This window comes from Brenneria nigrifluens DSM 30175 = ATCC 13028 (genome assembly GCF_005484965.1).
Classification (GTDB): domain Bacteria; phylum Pseudomonadota; class Gammaproteobacteria; order Enterobacterales; family Enterobacteriaceae; genus Brenneria; species Brenneria nigrifluens.
Window position 1 is genome coordinate 2,058,696 of sequence record NZ_CP034036.1, and the last position, 21,578, is coordinate 2,080,273.

The 21,578-nt window shown below is 52.9% G+C and carries 23 protein-coding genes and 2 pseudogenes; 19 read left to right on the top strand and 6 right to left on the bottom strand.

The features are described 5' to 3' along the window. Nucleotide 1 precedes the first annotated feature (1 nt). Together sctV and sctW are read right to left on the bottom strand one after the other, a co-directional pair. Nucleotides 2-2,104 (bottom strand): type III secretion system export apparatus subunit SctV, encoded by a 2,103-nt coding sequence (gene sctV / locus EH206_RS09485; RefSeq protein ID WP_009112555.1) that lies wholly within the window; start codon nucleotides 2,102-2,104, stop codon nucleotides 2-4. Beyond that, nucleotides 2,101-3,309, bottom strand: coding sequence for a type III secretion system gatekeeper subunit SctW (sctW, locus tag EH206_RS09490; protein ID WP_009112556.1), 1,209 nt, complete (start codon nucleotides 3,307-3,309; stop codon nucleotides 2,101-2,103). The genes sctV and sctW overlap by 4 nt, the downstream gene beginning before the upstream one ends. A gap of 327 nt (nucleotides 3,310-3,636) precedes the next feature. On the opposite strand from sctW, the gene EH206_RS09495 reads away from it, so the two are divergent. The 17 genes and pseudogenes from EH206_RS09495 to EH206_RS09575 all read left to right on the top strand — a co-directional run bounded on the left by EH206_RS09495 (nucleotide 3,637) and on the right by EH206_RS09575 (nucleotide 17,393). Further along, entirely contained in the window at nucleotides 3,637-4,182 is a 546-nt protein-coding gene (locus EH206_RS09495; protein WP_009112557.1) for an RNA polymerase sigma factor, read from the top strand. 227 nt (nucleotides 4,183-4,409) lie between these two features. Then, complete coding sequence (locus tag EH206_RS09500; protein WP_009112558.1) at nucleotides 4,410-5,864, top strand: PAS domain-containing sensor histidine kinase; 1,455 nt, start codon at nucleotides 4,410-4,412, stop codon at nucleotides 5,862-5,864. A gap of 35 nt (nucleotides 5,865-5,899) precedes the next feature. Continuing rightward, entirely contained in the window at nucleotides 5,900-6,541 is a 642-nt protein-coding gene (locus EH206_RS09505; protein WP_009112559.1) for a response regulator transcription factor, read from the top strand. A gap of 362 nt (nucleotides 6,542-6,903) precedes the next feature. Further along, nucleotides 6,904-7,926, top strand: a complete 1,023-nt coding sequence (locus EH206_RS09510; protein ID WP_009112560.1) for a sigma 54-interacting transcriptional regulator — start codon at nucleotides 6,904-6,906, stop codon at nucleotides 7,924-7,926. 380 nt (nucleotides 7,927-8,306) lie between these two features. After that, nucleotides 8,307-8,513 carry a type III secretion system major pilin HrpA gene (locus tag EH206_RS09515; RefSeq protein ID WP_009112561.1) on the top strand — a complete coding sequence of 69 codons (207 nt, stop codon included), beginning with the start codon at nucleotides 8,307-8,309 and terminating at the stop codon, nucleotides 8,511-8,513. Between the two features lie 66 nt (nucleotides 8,514-8,579). After that, on the top strand, nucleotides 8,580-8,951 hold the full coding sequence (locus EH206_RS09520) for an EscI/YscI/HrpB family type III secretion system inner rod protein (protein ID WP_009112562.1): 372 nt from the start codon (nucleotides 8,580-8,582) through the stop codon (nucleotides 8,949-8,951). A gap of 6 nt (nucleotides 8,952-8,957) precedes the next feature. Next, nucleotides 8,958-9,725: a type III secretion system inner membrane ring lipoprotein SctJ gene (gene sctJ, locus EH206_RS09525; RefSeq protein ID WP_009112563.1), complete on the top strand. Its 768-nt coding sequence runs from the start codon at nucleotides 8,958-8,960 to the stop codon at nucleotides 9,723-9,725. After that, entirely contained in the window at nucleotides 9,722-10,330 is a 609-nt protein-coding gene (locus EH206_RS09530) for a hypothetical protein (protein WP_009112564.1), read from the top strand. Before sctJ ends, EH206_RS09530 begins: the two co-directional genes overlap by 4 nt. A gap of 88 nt (nucleotides 10,331-10,418) precedes the next feature. Next, entirely contained in the window at nucleotides 10,419-11,018 is a 600-nt protein-coding gene (gene sctL, locus EH206_RS09535; RefSeq protein ID WP_009112565.1) for a type III secretion system stator protein SctL, read from the top strand. 127 nt (nucleotides 11,019-11,145) lie between these two features. Beyond that, the gene (locus tag EH206_RS09540) at nucleotides 11,146-11,370 is read left to right on the top strand and encodes a type III secretion protein HrpF (RefSeq protein WP_009112566.1); all 225 of its coding nucleotides are present in this window, start codon (nucleotides 11,146-11,148) and stop codon (nucleotides 11,368-11,370) included. Continuing rightward, nucleotides 11,357-11,791, top strand: coding sequence for a type III secretion system chaperone (locus EH206_RS09545; protein WP_009112567.1), 435 nt, complete (start codon nucleotides 11,357-11,359; stop codon nucleotides 11,789-11,791). The genes EH206_RS09540 and EH206_RS09545 overlap by 14 nt, the downstream gene beginning before the upstream one ends. Beyond that, nucleotides 11,784-13,853 carry a type III secretion system outer membrane ring subunit SctC gene (gene sctC, locus EH206_RS09550; protein ID WP_009112568.1) on the top strand — a complete coding sequence of 690 codons (2,070 nt, stop codon included), beginning with the start codon at nucleotides 11,784-11,786 and terminating at the stop codon, nucleotides 13,851-13,853. The genes EH206_RS09545 and sctC overlap by 8 nt, the downstream gene beginning before the upstream one ends. A gap of 176 nt (nucleotides 13,854-14,029) precedes the next feature. Next, nucleotides 14,030-14,221: an HrpT family type III secretion system protein gene (gene hrpT / locus EH206_RS09555; protein WP_009112569.1), complete on the top strand. Its 192-nt coding sequence runs from the start codon at nucleotides 14,030-14,032 to the stop codon at nucleotides 14,219-14,221. Then, nucleotides 14,214-14,561, top strand: coding sequence for a hypothetical protein (locus EH206_RS09560; protein ID WP_009112570.1), 348 nt, complete (start codon nucleotides 14,214-14,216; stop codon nucleotides 14,559-14,561). Before hrpT ends, EH206_RS09560 begins: the two co-directional genes overlap by 8 nt. Nucleotides 14,562-14,705: 144 nt before the next feature. Further along, nucleotides 14,706-15,776, top strand: coding sequence for a harpin HrpZ family protein (locus EH206_RS09565; RefSeq protein ID WP_009112571.1), 1,071 nt, complete (start codon nucleotides 14,706-14,708; stop codon nucleotides 15,774-15,776). Between the two features lie 77 nt (nucleotides 15,777-15,853). Beyond that, nucleotides 15,854-16,099, top strand: a pseudogene (locus EH206_RS09570) (IS1 family transposase); the annotation flags it as partial. 199 nt (nucleotides 16,100-16,298) lie between these two features. Then, nucleotides 16,299-17,393 carry a hypothetical protein gene (locus EH206_RS09575; protein WP_009112572.1) on the top strand — a complete coding sequence of 365 codons (1,095 nt, stop codon included), beginning with the start codon at nucleotides 16,299-16,301 and terminating at the stop codon, nucleotides 17,391-17,393. Between the two features lie 385 nt (nucleotides 17,394-17,778). Here EH206_RS09575 and EH206_RS09585 read toward each other — a convergent pair. The 3 genes and pseudogenes from EH206_RS09585 to EH206_RS09595 all read right to left on the bottom strand — a co-directional run. Further along, nucleotides 17,779-17,943, bottom strand: a pseudogene (locus tag EH206_RS09585) (transposase); the annotation flags it as partial. A gap of 99 nt (nucleotides 17,944-18,042) precedes the next feature. Continuing rightward, nucleotides 18,043-18,366: a hypothetical protein gene (locus EH206_RS09590; protein WP_009112573.1), complete on the bottom strand. Its 324-nt coding sequence runs from the start codon at nucleotides 18,364-18,366 to the stop codon at nucleotides 18,043-18,045. A 1-nt stretch (nucleotide 18,367) separates the two neighbouring features. Further along, entirely contained in the window at nucleotides 18,368-19,792 is a 1,425-nt protein-coding gene (locus EH206_RS09595; RefSeq protein ID WP_009112574.1) for a pectate lyase, read from the bottom strand. Between the two features lie 282 nt (nucleotides 19,793-20,074). Here EH206_RS09595 and EH206_RS09600 point away from each other — a divergent pair, with 282 nt between their 5' ends. Together EH206_RS09600 and EH206_RS09605 are read left to right on the top strand one after the other, a co-directional pair. Beyond that, nucleotides 20,075-20,563: an AvrE-family type 3 secretion system effector gene (locus EH206_RS09600; protein ID WP_232216581.1), complete on the top strand. Its 489-nt coding sequence runs from the start codon at nucleotides 20,075-20,077 to the stop codon at nucleotides 20,561-20,563. Further along, complete coding sequence (locus EH206_RS09605) at nucleotides 20,551-20,772, top strand: CesT family type III secretion system chaperone (RefSeq protein ID WP_232216582.1); 222 nt, start codon at nucleotides 20,551-20,553, stop codon at nucleotides 20,770-20,772. Before EH206_RS09600 ends, EH206_RS09605 begins: the two co-directional genes overlap by 13 nt. Here the strand turns inward: EH206_RS09605 and EH206_RS09610 are convergent. Then, nucleotides 20,729-21,418 carry a GntR family transcriptional regulator gene (locus EH206_RS09610; protein WP_009112575.1) on the bottom strand — a complete coding sequence of 230 codons (690 nt, stop codon included), beginning with the start codon at nucleotides 21,416-21,418 and terminating at the stop codon, nucleotides 20,729-20,731. The genes EH206_RS09605 and EH206_RS09610 overlap by 44 nt on opposite strands. Nucleotides 21,419-21,578 lie beyond the last annotated feature (160 nt).

Here is a 21,578-nt window from a genome sequence, read left to right on the forward strand (position 1 = left end):
CCTATGCGCTAAAGGGGGCGGAGGAGTCGTAAAGATCAAGGCGTCCGATGACGTTGATCGACAGGGTGGATTCCAACTCGGTGAATGACAGCACCGGAACATGGTGAAACTCGTCCTGCAACAGCGTGCGTAGCGGGCTGCGTAAATCCTGTGCTACCAGCACCAAACTGTTATGCGGCGATAACGCTGGAAATGCCTGCCGTAGCTGACCGAGCAGCGTTGAGGCATAGTCCTGCGTCAGGGCGAAGAAGGTTTCGTTCTGCGTCTGGCGCAGTGCATCGCGCAGCAGTTCTTCGCTTTCCGGCGTGAGCAGCCAGACGGCGAGGCTGTTTTCATCGCTGTACTGGTGGCAGATTTGTGACTTGAGTGCCAGACGCACGTAGTCAGTCAGCGCCAGCGTGTCCCGTTCGTGCTGACCGACTTCAATCAGCGCCTCGGCGATGGGGCGTACCGACCGCAGCGGCACACGTTCGGAAGCCAGCCGTTGCAGCACGCCGGCAAAACGCGAGAGCGGCATGATGCGCTGTAGCTCCTGCGCCAATTCCGGCTGTTCACTTTCTAGCCAGGCCAGAATGGATTTGGTTTCCTGCAAGCCGATGAACTGTGAACCGGTACGGTGAATAGCCTGTTCCATGCGTGCCAGAATCAGTTCATCCGATGTCCAGCGTGGTACATCGCCTGGCTGCTGTGCGACATGATCCCGCGGCAGCCATAGCCACTGGCTCTCATCCCGCAGCGTGTGGCCCGGCGTGGCGAACGTCGTGTCAGCCTGTTCGATGTCACCATGGGCAACCGCCAACTGGTCGGTCACAAACGTGGCTTTAACGTAGGGGATTTCATAGACGCAAAACTGGAATTCATCTTCCGCCAGACGGTCACTGAATTCGATATCAAAGGATGGCAGCGTAAAGCCAAAACGGTAGACCAGACGATTGCGCAGACGGCGGATATTCTGCACCAGCGCCGTCGCCGTCGGCTGCCCTTGCCAAACCGGATGAAACAGCAGCAAGTAGGCGCGCGTTGGGTTGAAACGCCGCAGATCCTGATAACCGTTCTGCTCGGCAGGCATGTTGTCCGCTTCTGACTGACTGGCATCCAACTGGCCCTGCTGTTTGATGCGCCAGAGCTGAAACAGGCCGCTGCCGAGTGACGCCAGGCTGATGGCGACAAACACCAGCGTCGGCATTCCCGGCAGCAGCGCAAAACCAAACATGCCGATGGAGGAGATGATCCACGCTTTGGGCTGGCTGGTAAGTTGTTCAGCAATTTCCCGACCAATATTGGCATCCACTTTTTGCCCATCGGCTGAGACGCGGGTAATGATCATCCCGGCAGTCAGTGAGATCAGCAATGCGGGGATCTGGGCGATCAGTCCGTCGCCGATAGTCAATACCGAGTAGACGTGCATCGCATCGGACGCGGCCATGTTGTGCTGCAAAACGCCAATGGCGAAACCGCCGATCATGTTGATGAACACGATCACCAGCGACGCAATGGCATCGCCTTTAACGAACTTCATTGCGCCGTCCATTGCCCCGAATAGCTGGCTTTCTTTTGCCAGATTTTCCCGCCGCTGCCGTGCCTGATGGGCTTCGATTAATCCGGCACGCAGATCGCTGTCGATGGACATCTGTTTACCGGGCATCGCATCAAGCGTGAAGCGTGCCGCAACTTCGGCCACGCGCTCGGAACCTTTGGTGATCACCAGAAAGTTCACCACCGTCAGAATCAGGAAAATCACCAGACCGACCGCCAGATTCCCGCCCACCACGTAGTTACCGAAGGCTTCAACGATATGGCCGCCGTCCTGCTGGAGCAAAATCTGGCGCGTGGTGGAAATGGAGATCGCCAGTCGAAACATGGTGGTAAGCAGCAGCACTGCCGGAAACGTCGAGAAAGCCAGCGGTTTGGGCAGGTACATTGCCAGCACGATCAGCAGGGAAGAGACGCAGATATTAAGCGCGATCAGCACATCGATCAGTCCGGTAGGCAGCGGGATGATCATCATGAAAACGATAGACATCACGATGACCGCGCCAACGACCTCTGAGCGCTGCATTGCGCTTAGCGCAATGCGGTTCAGCCAGATAATCAACAGATTCATGGCTGCCCCTTATCCGATTCGCGCGCATTCTGCTTTTGCTGGGGCGAGGCGTTCCGCTGTATCAGTTCATCATGCTGAGTGCTTTTGGCCTGCTGTTTTTCGTATTGGGCGATATCGCCAATCATGCCGCGTATCAGTTGAAGCGCCGTTTGCCGATTTTTACTGTCTCGCCACAGCGGGTGCGGCAGGTCACTGACGAGCGGTAGCAGGGCGCTGAAAAACATCGCCTGATGCTGTACTTGGGTTCCGGCCACTTCCCGACCGAGATTATGCAGGTCGCGGGCGTAGGCTCCGTTGGCGCTCAGGCCAATCAGACGACGGGTTAACTCCACGGCACCGAGTGTGAAAGCGGGTACTTTGTTCGCCAGACGGGTGAGCAGCGTCTGGCTGGATGACAGCGTATGACTCAGGTGACGGGAATCGTTGAGGTTGCTCAGCATCTTGCTGAGAACGGCTTTTGAAATAGACGGTGTTAGCGAGGCAATATCCGCCGCTAATGCCCGCTGCAACGTGCGCAACCCAATGGAAAATGTTGCGGCATCAAAGCGTTCCAACAGGGAATCCAGCAGCGCGCTGGCCGACTGCTGATGCACAATTTTCTGGTAGTACAGATCGCGCATCGCCTGTTTTTGTTCAGGCTGGGTGCTGAACAGCGCAATGGCTGTTGCCGTATTCAGACCGGCTTGTACTTCCGGCCCTTTCTCTTGATGCAACTGCTGTAGCGCATTTTCTGCCGCTGCTGCCAGCTCTGGCAGTTGGCGGGATTGCTGCTGAATGTGGCGCAGCAGAATATCCCCGCGTGCCGGATCGTTGCCTGCGGCCTCCAGTACAGCCTCAAGAGACGGCGAGTCTTTCTGCATCAACAGATCGCGCATACGGCTCAACTGCTGGTCGAGCGTACTTTGCGATGGGTTTTCCAGCATCCTGAACAGTTCGGTCAGTTTTTCAATCCGCTCGACGTTGGCGGTGGCGCGAGCCTCCGGTTGCTGGGCGATTTGGCGCCGATTCAGCGATTTGCTTCTTCGTTCGGCCTGCTCGCCAAACGCCATCGCTACTTCTTCCATCGAGGTGAATAACGGCGAGCCAGGAGACGCGTGGTGCGAACTGGCCTGCTGCACCGCGGCCTGAGGTGCAGGATCGTCATCCACGACGACAGGGCGCGGCAGAGCGTTGCTAGAGGGAAGGACGGTCGGCATTTTGATCATGATGTCATCCTGAATGAATCGGCTACGTGTCGTGGTGTGAACGTGCAGTGATGTGAATGTATTGCTGTGTGGACGCAGAAAAGGATGGGTTCCCCGGTGTGAAGTCATCGGAGCAGGCCGAATTTGATGGCGGATTGGTTTAAATACCGTTTTACTGATTGCAATAACTTGCAATTTCACGCTGTTGACGTTGGCAATAAATGACATGATAAAAAGAAAAATTAAAAATAACTGATTAAAAATCAGTGGAATAAAAATTATTATGGGCTGGCACAAGGCTTGCTCTTCCGTTTTTGCCAATAGGGCATAACAACGGAGAGTCAGCAAATGGAAATGTCTACCCTGAAACACATCGAACAGACCCCTTCGCTTTACCCGGCGCGAGCTGTAGATTGGGAACAGGTGTTTCGTCAACACGGAAAGAAATTGCATAACTTTATCCGCAAACGCGTTAGCAACCATGACGACGTTGAGGATTTACAGCAAATGACCTATCTGGAAGTGCTCAAACATCAGGATAAATTTGCGGGGGCATCTCGACCGGAGACATGGGTGTTCGGCATAGCCCTCAACCTGGTGCGCAACTATTTCAAGCAGGCACGCCATCGCGCTCAGGAAATGGGCGATGAGATGCTGGAACATATCGCGATAGAACTCGATCCCGGCGCCATTACCGAAAGCCAACGAGCACTGAAACGCGCGATGGATGCCATCGTCTCACTGCCTGAGGATACTCGTCAGATGCTGATGCAACTGCTGGATACCGATGCCAGCTATCAGGATCTCGCGTTGCAGTTGGGGATCCCCATCGGTACGGTGCGGTCACGGCTGTCTCGTGCCCGAGGTGTGATCCGTCAGGCTGTTGAATCCTAACGGCATTCCAAGGAACGAAAGAACGTGTCTGCCACCGCCATTTTTCACTGATTGATGTGGTGACTGCCTTATTCAAGGTGGCGGTTACCGCTCAATTTGTGGGTTGCACGTTGTGATATCAGGTCGCATTTATGTCGTTGCAGGGTTTCCTATCCATCTTCTGGAATGTTGAGACGCCGTATTGAGCTACCTGCACAAATGTTTTAATTAAAAACAAGGAGATGGCAATGATGTTCACCCAACCTTTTCGTTCCGATGAGAAGACCAAAGACCCAGAGCTGGAGCTAGTGGATTTTGCGTTTAGCCGCATCAAAGACGCGATTTATATCGTCAATGAAGAGCAGCGTTTTTGTTATGTCAATGAGGCTGCCACCCAGACGCTGGGCTACAGCATTACGGAGTTCATGCATTTGAGCGTGGCCGATATCGATCCTGAATGGGGCGCTGAGCATAGCTCACCCGACTGGTTGCAGGAGTACGCGTCGAGCGTGGGCACCACGTTTGAAACCAAACACCTCACCCGCTATGGCATGACGATTCCGGTTGAGGTCAATTTCACGCATTTCCAACACAGAGGACGTAGCTACAACATGTGTGTAGTCAGAGATATCAGGGAACGTAAACATATCGAGCAGTTGGCTTACGCGCGGGAACAAGAGTTTCGCGCGCTGGTTGAGAACACACCGGATTTGATTATCCGCTTCGATCCTAATCTGAATTGCCTGTATGCCAATCCTGCCAGCCTGAAACATTTGGAATTTACCGTAGAGCAACTTCGGGGCCGAATGATTACGGAATTGTGTGCAATCCGCATGGAACAGCTGGTGCAGCAGGTTGTCGATACTCGCAGTAGCGCAGAAGGTGAAGTCATGGAAGTGCAGGGGAAAGGTGAGCAACGTCATCACCATATTCATCACATTCGCTGCGTGCCTGAGTTCGATCAGCACGGTGTGCTGGTTTCCATTTTGACCGTAGGACGGGACATTACGGCCATTCGCTATGCGGAGAAGAAGCTGTCCGATTCACATATGCAATTGCGTTTACTGGCGCGTCAGCGTGAGATTTCACGCGAGGAAGAGCGTAAGCATATCGCACAGGAGATTCACGATGAGCTGGGGCAGCACCTGACCACGATTCGCATGAGCCTGTCGCTGATGCGCATGTGTTTTGCCAAGGAAAATCCAGATATGCAGGCACATTTGCAAAAGTTGATGCAGTTGGCTGACCAAACGATTCAGGTGGTGCGTAACGTCTCGACTCGACTCAGACCAAATGTTTTGAACATGGGGCTCACGCCTGCGCTGGAATGGCTTTGCGACGAGTTTAACCGACACTACAGCGCAAACTGCCTGTTGCGAACGCCGGGGGAAACGCTGGTACTTAATGACGAGAGTACCACTGCGGCCTTTCGCGTCGCGCAGGAGTCGTTGACTAACGTGGCGCGTTACGCCGCCGCCACACAGGTGCTTATTACACTGGAGAATCTGCCGGACTGCGTGGTACTGTGCATTGAGGATAACGGCAAAGGATTTGATTCTCGTGCAAAGAATAAGAACGCCTTCGGACTCATGAGCATGAAAGAGCGAGGGCGCATGCTGGGAGGTGAGGTCATCATTGAAAGTGCACCCGGCAAAGGCACGCAGGTGCAGTTAACATTTCCTAAAAATGGCTATATCCGTTAATCGCGGGACAAGAATAACAAAGGAAAAAATGAGCGATGGACAAACTAATACGTTTAATGATCGCAGACGATCACGTCATCATGCGCGAAGGGCTCAAGCAGATCTTTGCGCTGGATGACTCACTGAGCGTCGTTGCTGAAGCAGGAAATGGCGCACAGGTGCTGGCGCAGTTGCGCAGCGTGACGCCCGATTTGCTGCTGCTGGATATGTCGATGCCCGGTATTAGCGGTGAAGCGCTGATTTCACGCGTGGTGGCGCAATATCCGCGCTTGCCGATTCTGGTGCTCAGCATGTACAGCGAGGCGCAAATTGCACAGCATGCTCTGAAAAGCGGAGCCAGAGGCTACATTACCAAAGATAAAGACCCGGAGGCGCTGCTGGCGGCCATCCGGCGTGTTGCACAGGGCGCTCGCTATATCGATCACACCATTGCCGAACAGCTAGTGTTTTCTAATTATACGCAAGACGGTAGGGCCGAGCACGATGTCCTGACGGCCAGAGAGCACCAAATCATGATTTTGTTTGCACAGGGGATGGGGATTAATGCTATCGCTAATGAGCTGGCGATCAGCAACAAAACAGTCAGCACCCACAAAGCGCGCCTGATGGAAAAAATGCAGTTCAGTACCAATGTGGAGATCGTTAAATACGTTTTTAGCAAGAAGCTCATTCCCTAGTAATGGGAACTCGAAGAGGAAAGAAATAACAGCGATAAAGGGATTCAATAGTCGGTGAATCCCTTTTGCTAAGGCTTACGGTTTCCTTACGGTATCTTTTCTTTTTTCTACTAATTGTTTAAGAGAGTAACGGACTGTTTTTGCTCATGTTGGTCACATTTTTGTAGGTATTTCCCTACAAATTCCTCTGGAATTCCTACCTGATGTTCAGCGATGCCTGATGGTTTCATTATTCAATGGCGGTAATGCTTGTCATCGTTCCACCGGTGATGAATCGGTGTGCGCTACGCGGAGAAACGCGGTGGTACGCCCCACGTTATGGAAAGCAGTGAGTTAGCCCATTCGGGCCCCAGGAGTAGTTAATGAATAATCATTACCGTCAGGACATACAGCGCTATTCATCATTAGGCCATTTATCACGAGAAAAGCCATCATTAGACTTGTCGGGACATTCCACGCACACGACTGATGATATTCACTCATCGCTGTCGCCAATCATCAATGTTATTGCCCCCCTCAATGTTGATATCGTGCTTGAAGGTGAAACTGGCACAGGGAAAGACACGCTGGCGAATCGCATTCACCAACTTTCTCAATGCAGCGGCCCTCTGGTCGCAGTGAACTGTGCGGCCGTACCGGAAAATTTGGCCGAAAGCGAATTGTTTGGCGTGGTCTCGGGTGCTTATACCGGTGCGAACCGCTCTCGCGCCGGTTATCTGGAAAGTGCGGACAAAGGGATCCTGTTTCTGGATGAGATCGACAGTATGCCCATGACACTGCAAGCCAAGATGTTACGCGTGCTGGAAAGTCGTGGCGTTAAGCGACTGGGGAGCACCCAGTTCACACCCGTGGATATGCGCGTAATTGTGGCGACACAAACGCCGCTGCTGCAACTGGTAGAAAAAGGGTTGTTTCGCCGCGATCTCTATTTCCGTCTGGATACGGTAAAGATTCAACTGCCGACGCTGCGTTCCCGTAGCGATCTCATTCTGCCGCTGTTCCAGCGTTTTAGTCAGGAAGCGGCGATACGCCTGAGAATGGCTCTGCCGCCGATGACGGCGGAAATCTATGAGCAGCTGTTGACCCATAGCTGGCCGGGCAATATTCGCGAGCTGAAAGCGGCGGCGGACCGATGGGCGCTGGGGCTGTCACCACTAGCTGAAATCCAGCCGCTACTGCACTTGCGCCCTTTACAATTAAAAGACCGTTTAAAACGGATTGAAAAATTTCTGATTCAGGATGCGCTACGCCGCCACGACCACTGCATTGACGATGTCATTGTGGAACTGGGGATCCCCAAACGAACGCTCTATCACCGCCTGAAAGTGCTGAATGTGACGGTGCGAGAAATGTGCGCAGGGGGCGGGGAAGCGTGTCAGGCATGAATGCCGATCGTGTACCTGCCGGGATACTGTAGCTGATGGCGGCAGGCCTACTTTTGCTGGTAGACCTGCTGTCAGATTACACCGCTTCTATCGGTGGACACTGATAGTGATGGATATCTGGTAGATCGCGCAATGCTACCGCTTTACTGAAATACCATCCAACGTTTTCTATTGTTCTAAAAGAAAATCCATGACGACTAACGGTCGGAAACACAGATAAAACCAGGCTAGTTCTTCCCCTCACCTCGCCATTGCTGAAAGAATTTGCTTTCAGTTGGAACTCACAGACCCGCTCTCCCACTTAATGAATGAACAAGATGACTGTATGTACAGCATGACAGTTCACTACCGTAAACATTCATCATATTTGGAGATATATCATGGCTTTAGGACTTTCTCAGGTTGCATCTCAGGCGGCTTCTCAGACTCTGGATACCGCAATGGCTGGTTCTCTGACTCGTGCAGCTGGCGCTCAGGCACAGAAAATTGCGCTGGATACGGAAAACTCTATTCTGGATGGCCAGATGGATTCTGCATCCAAATCGCTGAACTCCGGGCAGAAAGCAGCGAAGGCCATCCAGTTCTGATTGTGAGTCAACGAGCCGGAGCACTGCTCCGGCTTTATTTACCCCGTCCGCGATGGAATCCACACCATGAAAATCAACCACGCTACTACGCAGCCTCAGCCGGGAGATGCTCCGCTGGCGGACAACGGTTCGTCTTTTTCCTTTTCTGCCAATGATCAGGACGTTTCCTGGTTTAGCGCGGCGCTGTCGCCGGCAGCGATGACGGCGGAAAGTGGTAATAGTCAGTGGCTAGGCGCGCTGGCGGAAAAATCTCAGGGACTGAATAGCGTTTTCAAATCCGCTGAACGCGATGTCAGCCAGTCGATGCGATCCAACAATCCCAAGGACGTGCTGGATGCGACCCGAACGCTGTCGTCGTTCTATTTGGAAAGTCTGCTGAGTGCCAAATTGGTGGCAAAAAGTGTGCAAAGTCTGGAAAAACTCACCAACTTACAGTAGCAGCCTATGAAAATCGATAAGCGAGTGTTTCTTCTGCTGATCGGGTTATTGGCTGGCTGCGGCGAGCCGATTGAGCTGAATCGCGGGCTGTCGGAAAACGATGCCAACGAGGCGATTTCGATGCTTGGCCGCTATCAGATCGGCGCGGAGAAACGGGTGGACAAAACCGGCGTTACGCTGGTGATTGATGCAAAAAACATGGAACGCGCCGTCAATATTCTTAATGCGGCGGGTTTACCAAAGCAATCGCGCACCAATCTGGGGGAGGTCTTTCAGAAAAGCGGCGTGATCTCAACGCCGTTGGAAGAGCGCGCCCGCTATATCTACGCCCTGTCGCAGGAAGTTGAAGCGACGCTGGCGCAGATCGACGGCGTTCTGGTGGCGCGAGTGCATGTGGTGTTGCCCGAGCGTATCGCGCCCGGTGAGCCGGTTCAGCCCGCTTCAGCGGCGGTGTTTATTAAATATCGAGCCGAACTTGAACCGGATGGGATGGAGCCGCGTATCCGCCGGATGGTGGCCAGCAGCATTCCCGGCCTGTCTGGTAAGGACGATAAAGAACTGGCGATTGTTTTTGTTCCGGCAGAACCGTATCAAGACACGATTCCCGTTGTGACACTGGGGCCGTTCACGCTGACGCAGGATGAAATGCGGCGCTGGCAGTGGAGCGCAGGGCTGTTTGGTCTGATGCTGGCAGGCCTATTGGGCTGGCGCATTGGCGCGCCTTACCTACGGCAATGGCAGCAGAAAAAAGCGAGGGCGTCGTCGTCACAATGACAACACAAGAGCAAAGCAGTGGGAGCGAAGCGGGCGACATCACTTCGCTTGCGTGGCTGATCTGGTGGGTAGAGGGATGTCTGCTACAAGCGGATTCCAGCTGGTGGAACCAAGGTATTATGTTGCCCGATTCACCACGGCGTAGTGATTGGTTGCATGTGAATGCCGTGCAGCTTAATCGCTATTTTTCTCTGCCGCTGGTGTTGCCGCCAGATCAGCATGCCTCGCTAATGCAGTTGGGAATGCTGGATACGGCGCAGCGGGAAACGGTGTTGCGTCTGATGATGTGGGTTTGCCAACCTAGACGTAACCCGGAACACACTGATGCTGAGGCCATATGGTGTGAGCGACTGGCAAAGGCGTTGCGCCCGGGTTTATGGCTGCCGCCACAGGTTACATTTTTGGCTTCATCGCCGTCGACCTGCTATCAGGATGCGTTGATGCTGCTGCGCATTCGCTATGGCGAAGCGTGCTGGCCGCGCTTGCGGTTGCTCTTTCCCCGAGACTGGGGAAATCACGATCATCTCCCGTCGGTGTCATTACCCGCTGCCCGACTAAATGCGCTGTGCGACGCCCTCATCTGGAAGGCGTCAGCCTCCACCTAGGTTTGCCCTATGGTTATTTCGCGTGGTTTCTGGCCGCACGCCGTTTTTTATCTCAACCAAATTTCACTTCGTACAGTAAGGATGAAGCATGCTGACGACAAAGACGTTTGCGACATTACCCGGCGCAAGTCGGGATGACGCGGTGATTATCCCGGCGGAGCGGGTTGCCGCACATCGGCGCTGTCGGACACTCTGGGAAGAGGCCAATGTGCAGGCCGATACGATCGTGGCGCAGGCGCATGAACATGCCAGAACGCTCTGTGAGCAGGCGGTAGAAAACGCAGAAGCAACGTTCTGGCAGCAGGCAAACGCGCTATTGCAAGGTATTCGGCAAGACAGGGAGCACCTTGAGCAGACCATGGTTACACAAGCCGGACAGCTGCTGCGCGATGCGCTGGCGCATTTGCTGGATAAAACGCCTGCGCCGTCGCGTTATCACGCTTTGCTGCGGCAGTTGTTGAAGCAACAGCAAGGGGAGATCCGGGGAACGCTGTACTGCCATCCCGCCCAGCTTACCGATGTACAGCACTGGCTGGACGGGCATCCGCATCTGGAGTGGCGTCTCGCCAGCGATGAGATGCTGGATAACGATGCCATGAAGCTGATTACGGCGCATGGTGTAATGTCGTTAAGCTGGCGGCGGGCGGCACAGCTGCTCATTCCTCCCGATCACGCCGCCGCTATGTGAAACCATCATTTGCCGTTGGGAACTGCATGCTGGGGTTAGCCACTCACTATCAGGTCAATGACGAGAACTTTTAGGTTAATGACCCAAACCGTTTTGTGAGGAAAATACCTTGTGAGGAGAGAGAGCTATGTCCCTTAACCCAATTCAGCGCCGCCTTGATGCGCACCTGGTCGATTCGCAGCAACAGCTGGATGATATTGCACTGAATGTTGCCGAAGGCGGTGCCAGTCAGGCGGATAGTTACGCTTTTTTTGAAGCCAGTATGGATTATTCCAATGCCAGTTGGGCTGTCGGGCAGCTGTTGAGCGTTAAACACGGTTTGGCAAAGGCCATCATCAATGACTTCAACTGATGTAGCCGCGATGTTGGAACACTGGCTAAACGGCGGAACATCGATGCTGAAACTGGAGATTGACGGTGGCGCGGTGACCATTGTGCGGCAGTCTTCAGGTGTGGCGTGCAGCGCAGCCATTCCGCTGCCTGTGTTGCCGGATGAACTGATGCTGACACGGGCATTACAGCTGGCCGACGCGGCTCACGCACAGTTTGAGGATGCAACAGCGGTACTTTCGCTCTCACCGCAGGATGACCAGTTGTGGCTATGGATGCGGCCCGATGCCGATGACGTCATGCAGCTGTGCCGCAGTTTGGAAACCTTACTTAACCAACGGGACGTCTGGCTGAGCCTGCTCGCGCCGCGCGTGAAAATGCCGGTTTCCGCTCCACTGAATCTGAACACGCTGGCTTTTTTGCAAGGAGAACGACATGCGTAAGGGATGGGTACGTAATCGATCGTATAGCACGCTGCTGGCGATCTATCGCTGGTTTTGCTGGGCGGTGGTACTAATGGGGATTATCCCGGTGAACGGGATGATTTCGCTGGCGCACGCCGCCACGCCACCCGACTGGAATAAGGGGGCGTATGCGTATTCTGCTGAGCAGACGCAGCTGTCTGCCATTTTGACGGATTTCGCCAACAGCCACGGCGTAGATTTGGTGCTGGGCAACATTACGGACAATGAGGTTACGGCGAAAATCCGTGCGGATACTCCCACGCTATTTCTCGACAGGCTGGCGCTGGAGCATCGCTTTCAGTGGTTCGTGTATAACAATGCGCTGTATGTCAGCCCGCAGGATGAACAGGCTTCGGTACGCCTGGAAATCTCCCCTGATGCTGCGCCCGATATTAAGCAGGCACTCAGTGGTATCGGGTTGCTCGACTCGCGCTTCGGATGGGGGGAATTACCTGAGGAGGGCGTAGTGCTGGTTACCGGGCCGCAGGCGTATATCGATCTGATCCGTAATTTCAGCCAGCAGCGGGAAAAGCAGGACGAACGGCGCAAGGTGATGATTTTCCCGCTGCGCTATGCCTCGGTATCTGATCGGACGCTGCAATACCGCGATCAAAAAGTCACGATCCCCGGTGTCGCGACCATCCTTAATGAACTGATGGATGGTCAGCGTGCGGCACCCGCGGGAGCCTCCGGGCCGATGCCCGTGCAGCCTGATACGGGAATGGAAGCGATGCGGGACAGCACGCGTTCGCTGATGACTCGACTGGCAACCCGCAATAGCCCGGGGCGCAGCGGTGAGGCGTCAGGCCGCGTGACGCTAAGCGGCAAGATTTCTGCCGATGTACGCAATAATGCGCTGTTGATTCGGGATGATGAAAAACGCCGTGCAGAGTATCAGCAGCTCGTCGAGCATATCGACGTACCGCAAAATCTGGTCAACATTGATGCCATTATTCTGGATGTGGATCGTACCGCGCTGTCGCGGCTGGAAGCGAACTGGCAGGCGCAGCTCGGCAATGTGAGTGCGGGCAGCACCATGATGATGGGGCGGAGTACCCTGTTTGTCAGCGATTTCAAACGTTTCTTCGCCGATATTCAGGCATTGGAGGGAGAAGGTACCGCCTCTATTGTCGCCAACCCTTCCGTATTGACGCTGGAAAACCAGCCCGCGATTGTCGACTTCAGCCGGACGGCATTTATTACGGCAACGGGCGAGCGCGTCGCGGACATTCAACCAGTGACGGCGGGGACTAGTCTGCAAGTGACGCCGCGAGTGATCGGTGAAGGCGCGCAGCGCAGTATCCAACTGGTTATCGACATCGAAGACGGTCAGGTCGAGACGGGGCGTGAAGGTGAGGCATCGGGCGTGAAGCGTGGCACCGTCAGCACGCAGGCACTGATTGGCGAGAACCGTGCGCTGGTTTTGGGCGGTTTTCACGTTGAGGAGAGCGGTGACCGCGATCGCCGTATTCCGATCCTCGGGGATATTCCACTACTGGGAAAACTGTTTACCTCGACGCGTCATGAAGTCTCGCGCCGTGAGCGCCTGTTTATTCTTACGCCGCATCTGGTCGGCGATCAAACCGATCCCACACGCTATGTTTCCTCTGCCAATCGTCAGCAGTTGAATGGCGCCATGAACCGCGTGGCGCAGCGTAACGGCAAAACAGATCTCTATAGCCTGATTGAAAGCGCGTTTCGCGATCTTGCCAGCCGTCAACTTCCTGCCGGGTTTCAGGCCGACAGCAAAGGTGCGCGATTGGGAGAGGTGTGCCGCTCACAGCCGGGCCTGATCTATGACAGTTCGCGCTATCAGTGGTACGGCAACGGTCAGGTACGCCTGAGTGTCGGCGTGGTGCGTAACGGCGGTACTCAGCCGCAACGTTTTGATGAAGCAGCCTGCGCCAGCAGTCGTACGCTGGCGGTGGCTGTGTGGCCGAAAACGACGCTGGCACCGGGGGAGTCCAGTGAGGTTTTTCTTGCCTTGCAGCCTGCGCTAACGCCCCAGCCAACCCGGCGTAACGTGCTGATATCTCAGTAGCGATCTCTCGGTTTGGTGATAAAGGTGGGGATTTTGTCCCTTTCCAATCCGCCCTTTGGGAGGGGTTGGAAAGGGTATCGGAGACAGCGTCACTCGCTTCATCACCAGTTCATCTGAATAACTATTTCAATAGCCATCATTTCAATAACCATTATCAACAACTACAGGGCATTTCTATGAACCATAAAGCACTGTCAGTGGCGCTGATAGCACTTCTGTTGAGCGCCTGTAATGCACCACGGCAGGTGGCCAACTGCGCCTCGGTCACCTGTCGCCCACAGCCGGAAACGCACCAGCTTGTCATCTGGTGGCAACCTGATTTACGCAACGGCCCAGCGGATTACAGCAGGGTAAATGTAGATGAGTGAGCCAGAGGAAGTCGTCGACAATCAGCATGACTTTCTCGCGGCGATGGAAACTGCACCGACAGCCTGTTGGTCTGTACAGTCGGGCATCACGCTGTGGTATACGGTGGTGTCGAGGCGGGAGCCAGCACTCGTCTTAACGCTTGCTCCCGCCCGACATTATCCCGGTATGCTGCGGCAAATTTTACAACGCCGTTTTCTGGAAGCCGATGAACTGTCTGCATGCGACCTGAGTCTGGATGAACAGCAAAATCTGCGGTTACATCGCTCGCTACCCGCATCGATGGAGCCTATCGCGGAGATCGAGGAACTGTGGCGTTTAGCTGGTCTGCCTCCGCGCTGAACGGTGAAAAGTGATACGTTTTCGTGCGAGCAGCGGGAACCGTACAGGCCAGAAAATCACTTAATGGGGGAGTGTCACAGTTACGTGGGCTGACCGCACATCCACTGGCGCTTTCATAACCCATTTACTCATTGAGGAAACATTATGCTTAATTCTCTTGGTGGCGGAGCTTCTCTGCAAATAACAATCAAGGCGGGCGGTAACGGCGGTTTATTTCAATCTCAGTCTTCACAAAATGGTGCATCGCCGTCGCAGTCGGCATTTGGTGGCCAGCGTAGCAATATCGCAGAACAACTGTCCGATATCATGACGACCATGCTGTTCATGGGTAGCATGATGGGCGGCGGTATGGGCGGTAGTCTTGGCGGGTTGGGTAGTAGCTTAGGCAGCTTGGGCGGTGGTTTACTGGGACAGGGTTTGGCCGGAGGTCTTGGCAGTAGCCTTGGCAGTGGTCTGGATAGCGAGCTCGGTGGTGGATTGGGTGGTGCGCTGGGCGCGGGTATGAATGCCATGAATCCATCAGCCATGATGGGCAGCCTGCTATTTAGCGCGCTGGAAGATCTGCTGGGTGGCGGTATGTCGCAACAGCAGGGGGGGCTTTTCGGTAACAAACAGCCGACGTCCCCGGAAATTTCAGCGTATACCAAAGGCGTTAACGATGCGCTGTCCGCGATTTTGGGTAACGGCCTGAGTCAGGCTCAAGGACAAAATTCACCTCTGCAACTGGGTAACAATGGCCTGCAAGGTTTGAGCGGCGCAGGCGCATTCAATCAACTGGGCAATACGCTGGGGATGAGCGTTGGGCAAAAAGCGGGCTTGCAGGAACTGAACAACATCAGCACCCATAATGACAGCCCGACGCGTTATTTCGTCGATAAAGAAGACCGTAAGATGGCAAAAGAGATTGGCCAGTTTATGGATCAATACCCTGAAGTCTTCGGCAAACCGGAATACCAGAAAGATAACTGGCAGACGGCGAAGCAGGATGACAAATCCTGGGCTAAGGCGCTGAGCAAGCCGGATGACGACGGCATGACCAAAGGCAGCATGGATAAATTCATGAAGGCTGTTGGCATGATTAAGAGCGCAGTAGCGGGTGACACCGGTAATACTAACCTAAATGCTCGTGGCAACGGCGGTGCCTCTCTGGGTATTGATGCATCTATGATCGGTGACCGCATTGTCAATATGGGGTTGAAGAAGCTCGCTGATTAAACGGCGGATTTCTGCCAAACATGCTTATGCCGGTCACGTAATGTGGCCGGCATTATTTTTAACGTTATGTTATTGCGTTGCGAGTGCTAACCCCCTTCAACATTGGCATGATAAGCAGCGTCGACTGGGGGAGTTATGCCAGAGAAGTCCTGAAGGAGAATCACCTGACAGATAAAATCTTTACACAGCGCAATGAGCGTAACAATCTGACGCTTCGTACCCGTATCAAGCGGTTGGCTCGCAAAACGATTTGCTTCTCACGCTCTATCGAAGTCCACGAAAAAGTCATCGGCTCCTTCATCGAAAAGTACATGTTCTACTAATTGGAAGCGCCACCCCAAAATAAATATGCCTGGAACCATTCCCCCTTTCATTCCACTCAATCATAGGCTCATGTCATCATATGTGATTTTGGATAAATCATTGATGATGTTGTAACGACGTTGAGCTGACATTGCCAGAAAAGGGAGTTTCATTCATCTTATTTTACACTTCAAATATATGAATCAGAGGAATAATATTATGTTATCTAATGTAAACCCAATAAAAAACCATGGTCAGTACAATTTACCTAATATCAATGAAAAGCCAGCACAAGAGAAAAAACATGCGGATAATTCAAATGAAAACCAGGCTCCATCGCTTCGTCCAGTAGTCACTCCTTGGCCTGAACGTAATCCAAATATAAGAGAGGCAACCTCAGACGATATCAAAAAAAAAGAGCTATCACCATTTTCTAATGGTGCGGCCAAAAGTATGTCACAGCCTAACCAGGATGTTAACGCTGATAAGAATTTACTTCAGGCAAAAAATTATGGCCATCAGGCTGATAATAATCAATTTTCATTACGGGATAAATTACAATATACGAACGGTCAAGGGGCTCTGAAAGATGCCGTAAACATTGTAATCAATCGTAATAAAGAATTGGAAAGTCTAGGCGCATTTACCGCGACATCCAATATGAATTCACCTCATAATGGAGCCTATTTCTGGAGCGGTAGCACTATGAAAGATGGTGAAGTTATCCATTCTGCAATGTTGACAGCTCAGTCGATCGCTGAAAAGCAAGGAGGAGTAACACTAGAGATGACGGAAGGAGGGCATTCACTGCATAATTACAGTGGTGAAGAGGATAGCTTTTCTTTTATAAAAGAAAGATTCAAGTATGCGGACGGTACAAAATTAAGTGATGATAACTATACGGTCAAAAAGGATCTCATTGAAAAAGGGATTGCAAATACAGGTATTGATATATTGGTAGAAACAGGGATAAGTAAAACGGATAGCAAAGAATCCGTTGTCTCATCACAACATTCCGTTCCTCATACCCTTTGGGATATCATGTCGATGCGCTATGCAGACAAAGTTACTGGGGAAGCAAAAGCAATACATGCCATTTCGGAAAAAGATCCCTATGTTAAAAGCGAAGCATTCCAAAACAATACCTGGAATGCTAAAGAGCGTCCTACTTTAGAAAATAATGGTGTTTCAGTGAAAGAATTATATTCTGAGCAACTGGATGGTCATCTAGTAGGTGAAAATAAAAGTAATAAAAAGAATTGGGCCAACACCGGAGGATTCATTGGGAATATAAAACCTGATAACCATAGCTAAGTATTAGCTATAAACTAAACAAGCTCAGTCCGAGTTGGGTAATGTTGGCATCAACAAGAAAACCAACCGGACTGAGTAATATGTGGTCGAGTAGATAATGCATTCAATCGATAGAAGTTTCTGTTTGATCTTACCCACCATTAGTGGACACGCGGCTTTGTTGAATAAATCAGATTTGGGATAGACCCTGTACACGATTCTGTGTAAATGCCTTTTCTCAGTAGTGACCGTCCAGACGATCACCGAACTCGATAATAAAACGGCTCATTGCCAGCCGCCAGTTCTGGATTGGCATGCTCCATTTTTTTGACGCCGACTGTATCGCCAGATAAATCACTTTCCGCATCGAGTCATCCGTTGGGAACACCTTGCGTTTCTTTAGCGCCGAGGGTGTTTTAAAACCGACGTTAACCGACATTGCCCGCTTGCTGACACTTGTGTAATCCGGGCAGCGCAATGGGACGCCCATCAAGTCAAAAATGGAATCAATAAAGCCCTGAGCGGCCCGCAGGCTCAGCCGGAATACGCGTTTAATCATCAACACAGTCGATTAACACTAAAAAATATAAATACGTCCCCCACTTTAGATAAAAAAAGCCAGCACAGGTTTCCCTTACTGGCTTTTCCCCGGTGCGGTATGGCACAAATATTACATTTGACGCACCGCAATAAAGCGATCGGCGATCAGGCGGGCGACCCAGAACGAAGTCTGCGCCACGTCGCTGTGTAGCCCATTCTCCGTATGGATATCGGCCTTGCGCAGGAAATCCTGCTCCAGTGAATCCACAAACGTATCGAACTCGAACTCCCCTCGCCGTGGCGACCCTGACTGGCTGAGCACCGTGTTTAACTGTGTTCTCACCAGATGGATAGCCTGAGTGAACGCTTCACGTTGAGCCGGCGTAATGTATCCACCTTGTCTGGCGATATCCGCCCAGCGAGTAGGGGACAGCGGTATCATCGTGTTTGGCATCTTAATTCACCTGTAAGTTGGCAGAGTCGGGCACTTTGTAGTGATTATTGACATTCGTCAGGTTGATATTGCTGCCTTTGACGTTCAACCCTTCGCTGTCGCTTTTCACGAACGAAAACTTGCCGTTTTCTGCGTCAATGTTGCTCAGGTTCAAATTCCAGTTGCCCTGCTGTCCGCCGTTGGTGCGCACGAACGTACCGAAATCTTTCGCTTTGAAATTATCGATAGTCAGGTTGGCATCGGCGTTCAACTGGAAGATCTTATCGGAAGCGCCCTGAGCACTGCTATTGGTGATTTCAACGTTGGCAGGTTTACCGCCGTTCGATTTCACCGTCAGCGCATCTTCACCTACATTGGTCCAGTGCACGTTATCAATTTTGGCATCGCCACGAACGTGCACGCCGTCCGCCGCATTATCACCAAACACCACGTTTTTCAGCGTTGCGCCCGGCGCCAGTTCAAACAGCGGTTTCTGGCCTTCAGCCTGGCCGCCGTCACCTAACTTGCTGCCCGCGGTAAAGGTTTTGCCGCCGCCATCAAAAACCTCACCGGGGCCGACTTTGATGGTGTCGTTTACTACAGTGGCATTACCGCTGGCAGTAGGGAAGGATACCGGACCAGCCCCCGCGGTTGAGGCTGCGGGTGACGCTCCTGGTGATACGCCGCCGCTCCCACCGACAGGTGCGGAAGGTGCAGCAGGTGAAGCGCCGCCAGAAGGCGCTGATGGTGCAGTTGGCGATCCGCCGTTACCACCGGAGGATGCCTGAGGCACTCCCACTGATGGCGAACCGCTACCTTGTGACTGGCCACTACCTTGCGGCTGGCCGAATTCACCTTTCTGTGAATCCATCAAATTGCCGATCAATTCCAGCAGCGCTTTTAACAGATCGTTGGTACTCAATTGACCTCCGCCATCGGCTGTTGGACTGATGGCATTGTCTAATGCGCTGCCTGCTGAATCTTGCAGCAGGGAACGGCTCAGATCTTCTGGATTTTGCGCACTGCCTGCGTCGCCGGTGCCGGATGACCCCGTCAGCGGTGATGTACCGCTGTTGCCACCCGTCGCGCCAGACGAACCCGAAGCGAACGGGTTCCCCGCTTCTTGACCATTTTTGCCCTGAATCAGGGTTTCTAACAGCTTCATCAGCATATCGGCAGGGCTGCCGTTTTGACCTAATGCCGAACTTCCCCCATTGCCTGCACCAGCTTGCCCCAGCGGACTGCCGTCTGTTGATGATGGCGTATTACCTTGTGAATTGGGCAGAAGGGCACTCAACAACGTGTCCAGCGCCTCCATCAGTTGATTATCTTGCTGTGCAGAACGTGGCGCTCCCCCGCTGTTGCTGCCTGATAGAGGGGAATTCAGCCCTGTCGAGGACAGGCCTGCGCCGGGTTGTATGCTGAGCGTAATCGTCATATCAGCCATAACATCTCCTTGAAAGTGAATAGTGATGAGTCGTTAACAGGCTTACGTCTGTTGCGTATTAAGTGAGGGGATGTGTGATGTGGTTCCCGGTCGGGAAGGAGAAAGATGGTGGAACTGAAATGAGATAACCGCCACTTAGCTTGCACGTTCACTTCATCACCTTTGGAACCTGTTATGCAAAAAATCCAGCATGTTCAGCCTGGCGTGTCCACTTCGGAGATTGCACCAGCTTACGCTAGCTAAAACATCTTTCTCACAGGTTCGGGCAGGATTACCGGGAAAGTGAGCTATTCCGGTGGATATGACGTCAGTACATATCTGACAGGAAAAACCTCGGCGCAGATGACGCAAAACATTAACAGCAAACACAGCTTTGCGCCGGATGTCCGCGCCTCATTCGGCGTCTCCGCCAGCCTGCAAATGGCGCAGCAAAATGCCCTGAATTTTACCCTTAGTGAAGAGGCGCTTCCTGGCTTTATTGACGGGCTATCGAGCGGCACGATCAACCCGCTAGCCCTGCTGGACAAAGGGGAGCAGCACAGCGTGAAAGCGGGTAAAACGGTCAGCTTTAATCTGGATGGTAATGCGGCGCTGGAGCTGCGCGGTGGCATAAATCTGACGGAAAAAGGTGCCGCGCCAACCAGTGCCACATTACGCGGTTCTGTTGGCCTGACCGCAAGCGCCAACGTGCTGTCTGCCACCAGTTCATCGAGCGTCGCTCAAGGCGAGAAATCCACTACTTATACGGAGTCTGACAAATGGCGGCGATGAAAGGGTGCTGGCTGGCGTTGGATGAAAATTCGACGCTACGTTTGTGCACGCAGCACGCAGCAGAAACTTTAGATGAACCAAGCTTTACGGCGCTGCTGCCTGCGTTTATCCGCCAGGCAAAAGAAACTCGCCTGCTGATTCGTGGGCTATTCGGCTCATGGCGGCTTAACGCTGTTGATCCGCCACAGCCTGTTGATCCACGGCAATAAAGGCCAGCATAGTTTCGCTGCCGTCCAGAATATCAGACTGGATGGCCTGTCGAGCGGCGCCGGCATCGTGCTGTCGTAGCGCAGCAAGAACGTCCTCATGATGTTCGATAGCCATCTGTACGGAAAAATGTGCATAGGCCTGCGCGATCAGCGGGCCGGTGCGCATCCATAAACTGCCGATAAACTGTGTCAACAGCGGCATACGCCCTGCCTGTGCCAGAAACAGGTGGAACTCGCTATTCAACCGTAACGCTTCGCGTAGGTTTTTTTCGTCAATCGCCAGGCGGTTCTGGCGAATATTTTCTTCAATCTGCCCCAGCATCTTCGGCGTAATGTGTGCAGCAGCCCGTTCCGCGCCAGTGCCTTCCAGCGCCAGTCGCAATGTGCGAATTTCTTTAAACTGATCGTCGGTTAATTGTGGGACGCGGATATCACGCGGCGTCTTGAGTACCAGAGCCTGTTCTTTCGCTAGTTGCAGGATTGCATCTCTTACTGGCGTTACGCTGGTGCCAACCTGTGCGGCAAGCTCCCGTATTCTCAGGCGGTCGTCCGGTTTAAGTTGGCCGGTAATTAACGCCTCACGCAGCATGGTGTAAACGCTGGAACCCAGATAGCTGTGATTGATCTGCCCAATTGGATAATTCACTGTTCCCCCAGAGAGAAGCGCTGCGCAAGTGATGAGATAATAAGCATGAGTTAGCGTCGCAACGACCCACGGCGATGAAGTCCGTTAACTTATTGTTTCTGATGATTTTATGCGCTTTCATTAAATTTCAACTATTTGATATTTAATGACTTTAAGATGT

What these genes read in the sequence shown, in the direction of transcription:
- sctC (WP_009112568.1), top strand. Translation starts at nt 11,784, where the DNA reads ATGCGTAAGGGATGGGTACGTAATCGATCGTATAGCACGCTGCTGGCG.
- hrpT (WP_009112569.1), top strand. Translation starts at nt 14,030, where the DNA reads ATGAACCATAAAGCACTGTCAGTGGCGCTGATAGCACTTCTGTTGAGC.
- EH206_RS09560 (WP_009112570.1), top strand. Translation starts at nt 14,214, where the DNA reads ATGAGTGAGCCAGAGGAAGTCGTCGACAATCAGCATGACTTTCTCGCG.
- EH206_RS09510 (WP_009112560.1), top strand. Translation starts at nt 6,904, where the DNA reads ATGAATAATCATTACCGTCAGGACATACAGCGCTATTCATCATTAGGC.
- EH206_RS09605 (WP_232216582.1), top strand. Translation starts at nt 20,551, where the DNA reads ATGGCGGCGATGAAAGGGTGCTGGCTGGCGTTGGATGAAAATTCGACG.
- sctW (WP_009112556.1), bottom strand. Translation starts at nt 3,309, where the DNA reads ATGATCAAAATGCCGACCGTCCTTCCCTCTAGCAACGCTCTGCCGCGC.
- sctJ (WP_009112563.1), top strand. Translation starts at nt 8,958, where the DNA reads ATGAAAATCGATAAGCGAGTGTTTCTTCTGCTGATCGGGTTATTGGCT.
- EH206_RS09540 (WP_009112566.1), top strand. Translation starts at nt 11,146, where the DNA reads ATGTCCCTTAACCCAATTCAGCGCCGCCTTGATGCGCACCTGGTCGAT.
- EH206_RS09530 (WP_009112564.1), top strand. Translation starts at nt 9,722, where the DNA reads ATGACAACACAAGAGCAAAGCAGTGGGAGCGAAGCGGGCGACATCACT.
- EH206_RS09505 (WP_009112559.1), top strand. Translation starts at nt 5,900, where the DNA reads ATGGACAAACTAATACGTTTAATGATCGCAGACGATCACGTCATCATG.
- sctV (WP_009112555.1), bottom strand. Translation starts at nt 2,104, where the DNA reads ATGAATCTGTTGATTATCTGGCTGAACCGCATTGCGCTAAGCGCAATG.
- EH206_RS09595 (WP_009112574.1), bottom strand. Translation starts at nt 19,792, where the DNA reads ATGGCTGATATGACGATTACGCTCAGCATACAACCCGGCGCAGGCCTG.
- EH206_RS09545 (WP_009112567.1), top strand. Translation starts at nt 11,357, where the DNA reads ATGACTTCAACTGATGTAGCCGCGATGTTGGAACACTGGCTAAACGGC.
- EH206_RS09515 (WP_009112561.1), top strand. Translation starts at nt 8,307, where the DNA reads ATGGCTTTAGGACTTTCTCAGGTTGCATCTCAGGCGGCTTCTCAGACT.
- sctL (WP_009112565.1), top strand. Translation starts at nt 10,419, where the DNA reads ATGCTGACGACAAAGACGTTTGCGACATTACCCGGCGCAAGTCGGGAT.
- EH206_RS09495 (WP_009112557.1), top strand. Translation starts at nt 3,637, where the DNA reads ATGGAAATGTCTACCCTGAAACACATCGAACAGACCCCTTCGCTTTAC.
- EH206_RS09520 (WP_009112562.1), top strand. Translation starts at nt 8,580, where the DNA reads ATGAAAATCAACCACGCTACTACGCAGCCTCAGCCGGGAGATGCTCCG.
- EH206_RS09590 (WP_009112573.1), bottom strand. Translation starts at nt 18,366, where the DNA reads ATGCCAAACACGATGATACCGCTGTCCCCTACTCGCTGGGCGGATATC.
- EH206_RS09565 (WP_009112571.1), top strand. Translation starts at nt 14,706, where the DNA reads ATGCTTAATTCTCTTGGTGGCGGAGCTTCTCTGCAAATAACAATCAAG.
- EH206_RS09500 (WP_009112558.1), top strand. Translation starts at nt 4,410, where the DNA reads ATGATGTTCACCCAACCTTTTCGTTCCGATGAGAAGACCAAAGACCCA.
- EH206_RS09575 (WP_009112572.1), top strand. Translation starts at nt 16,299, where the DNA reads ATGTTATCTAATGTAAACCCAATAAAAAACCATGGTCAGTACAATTTA.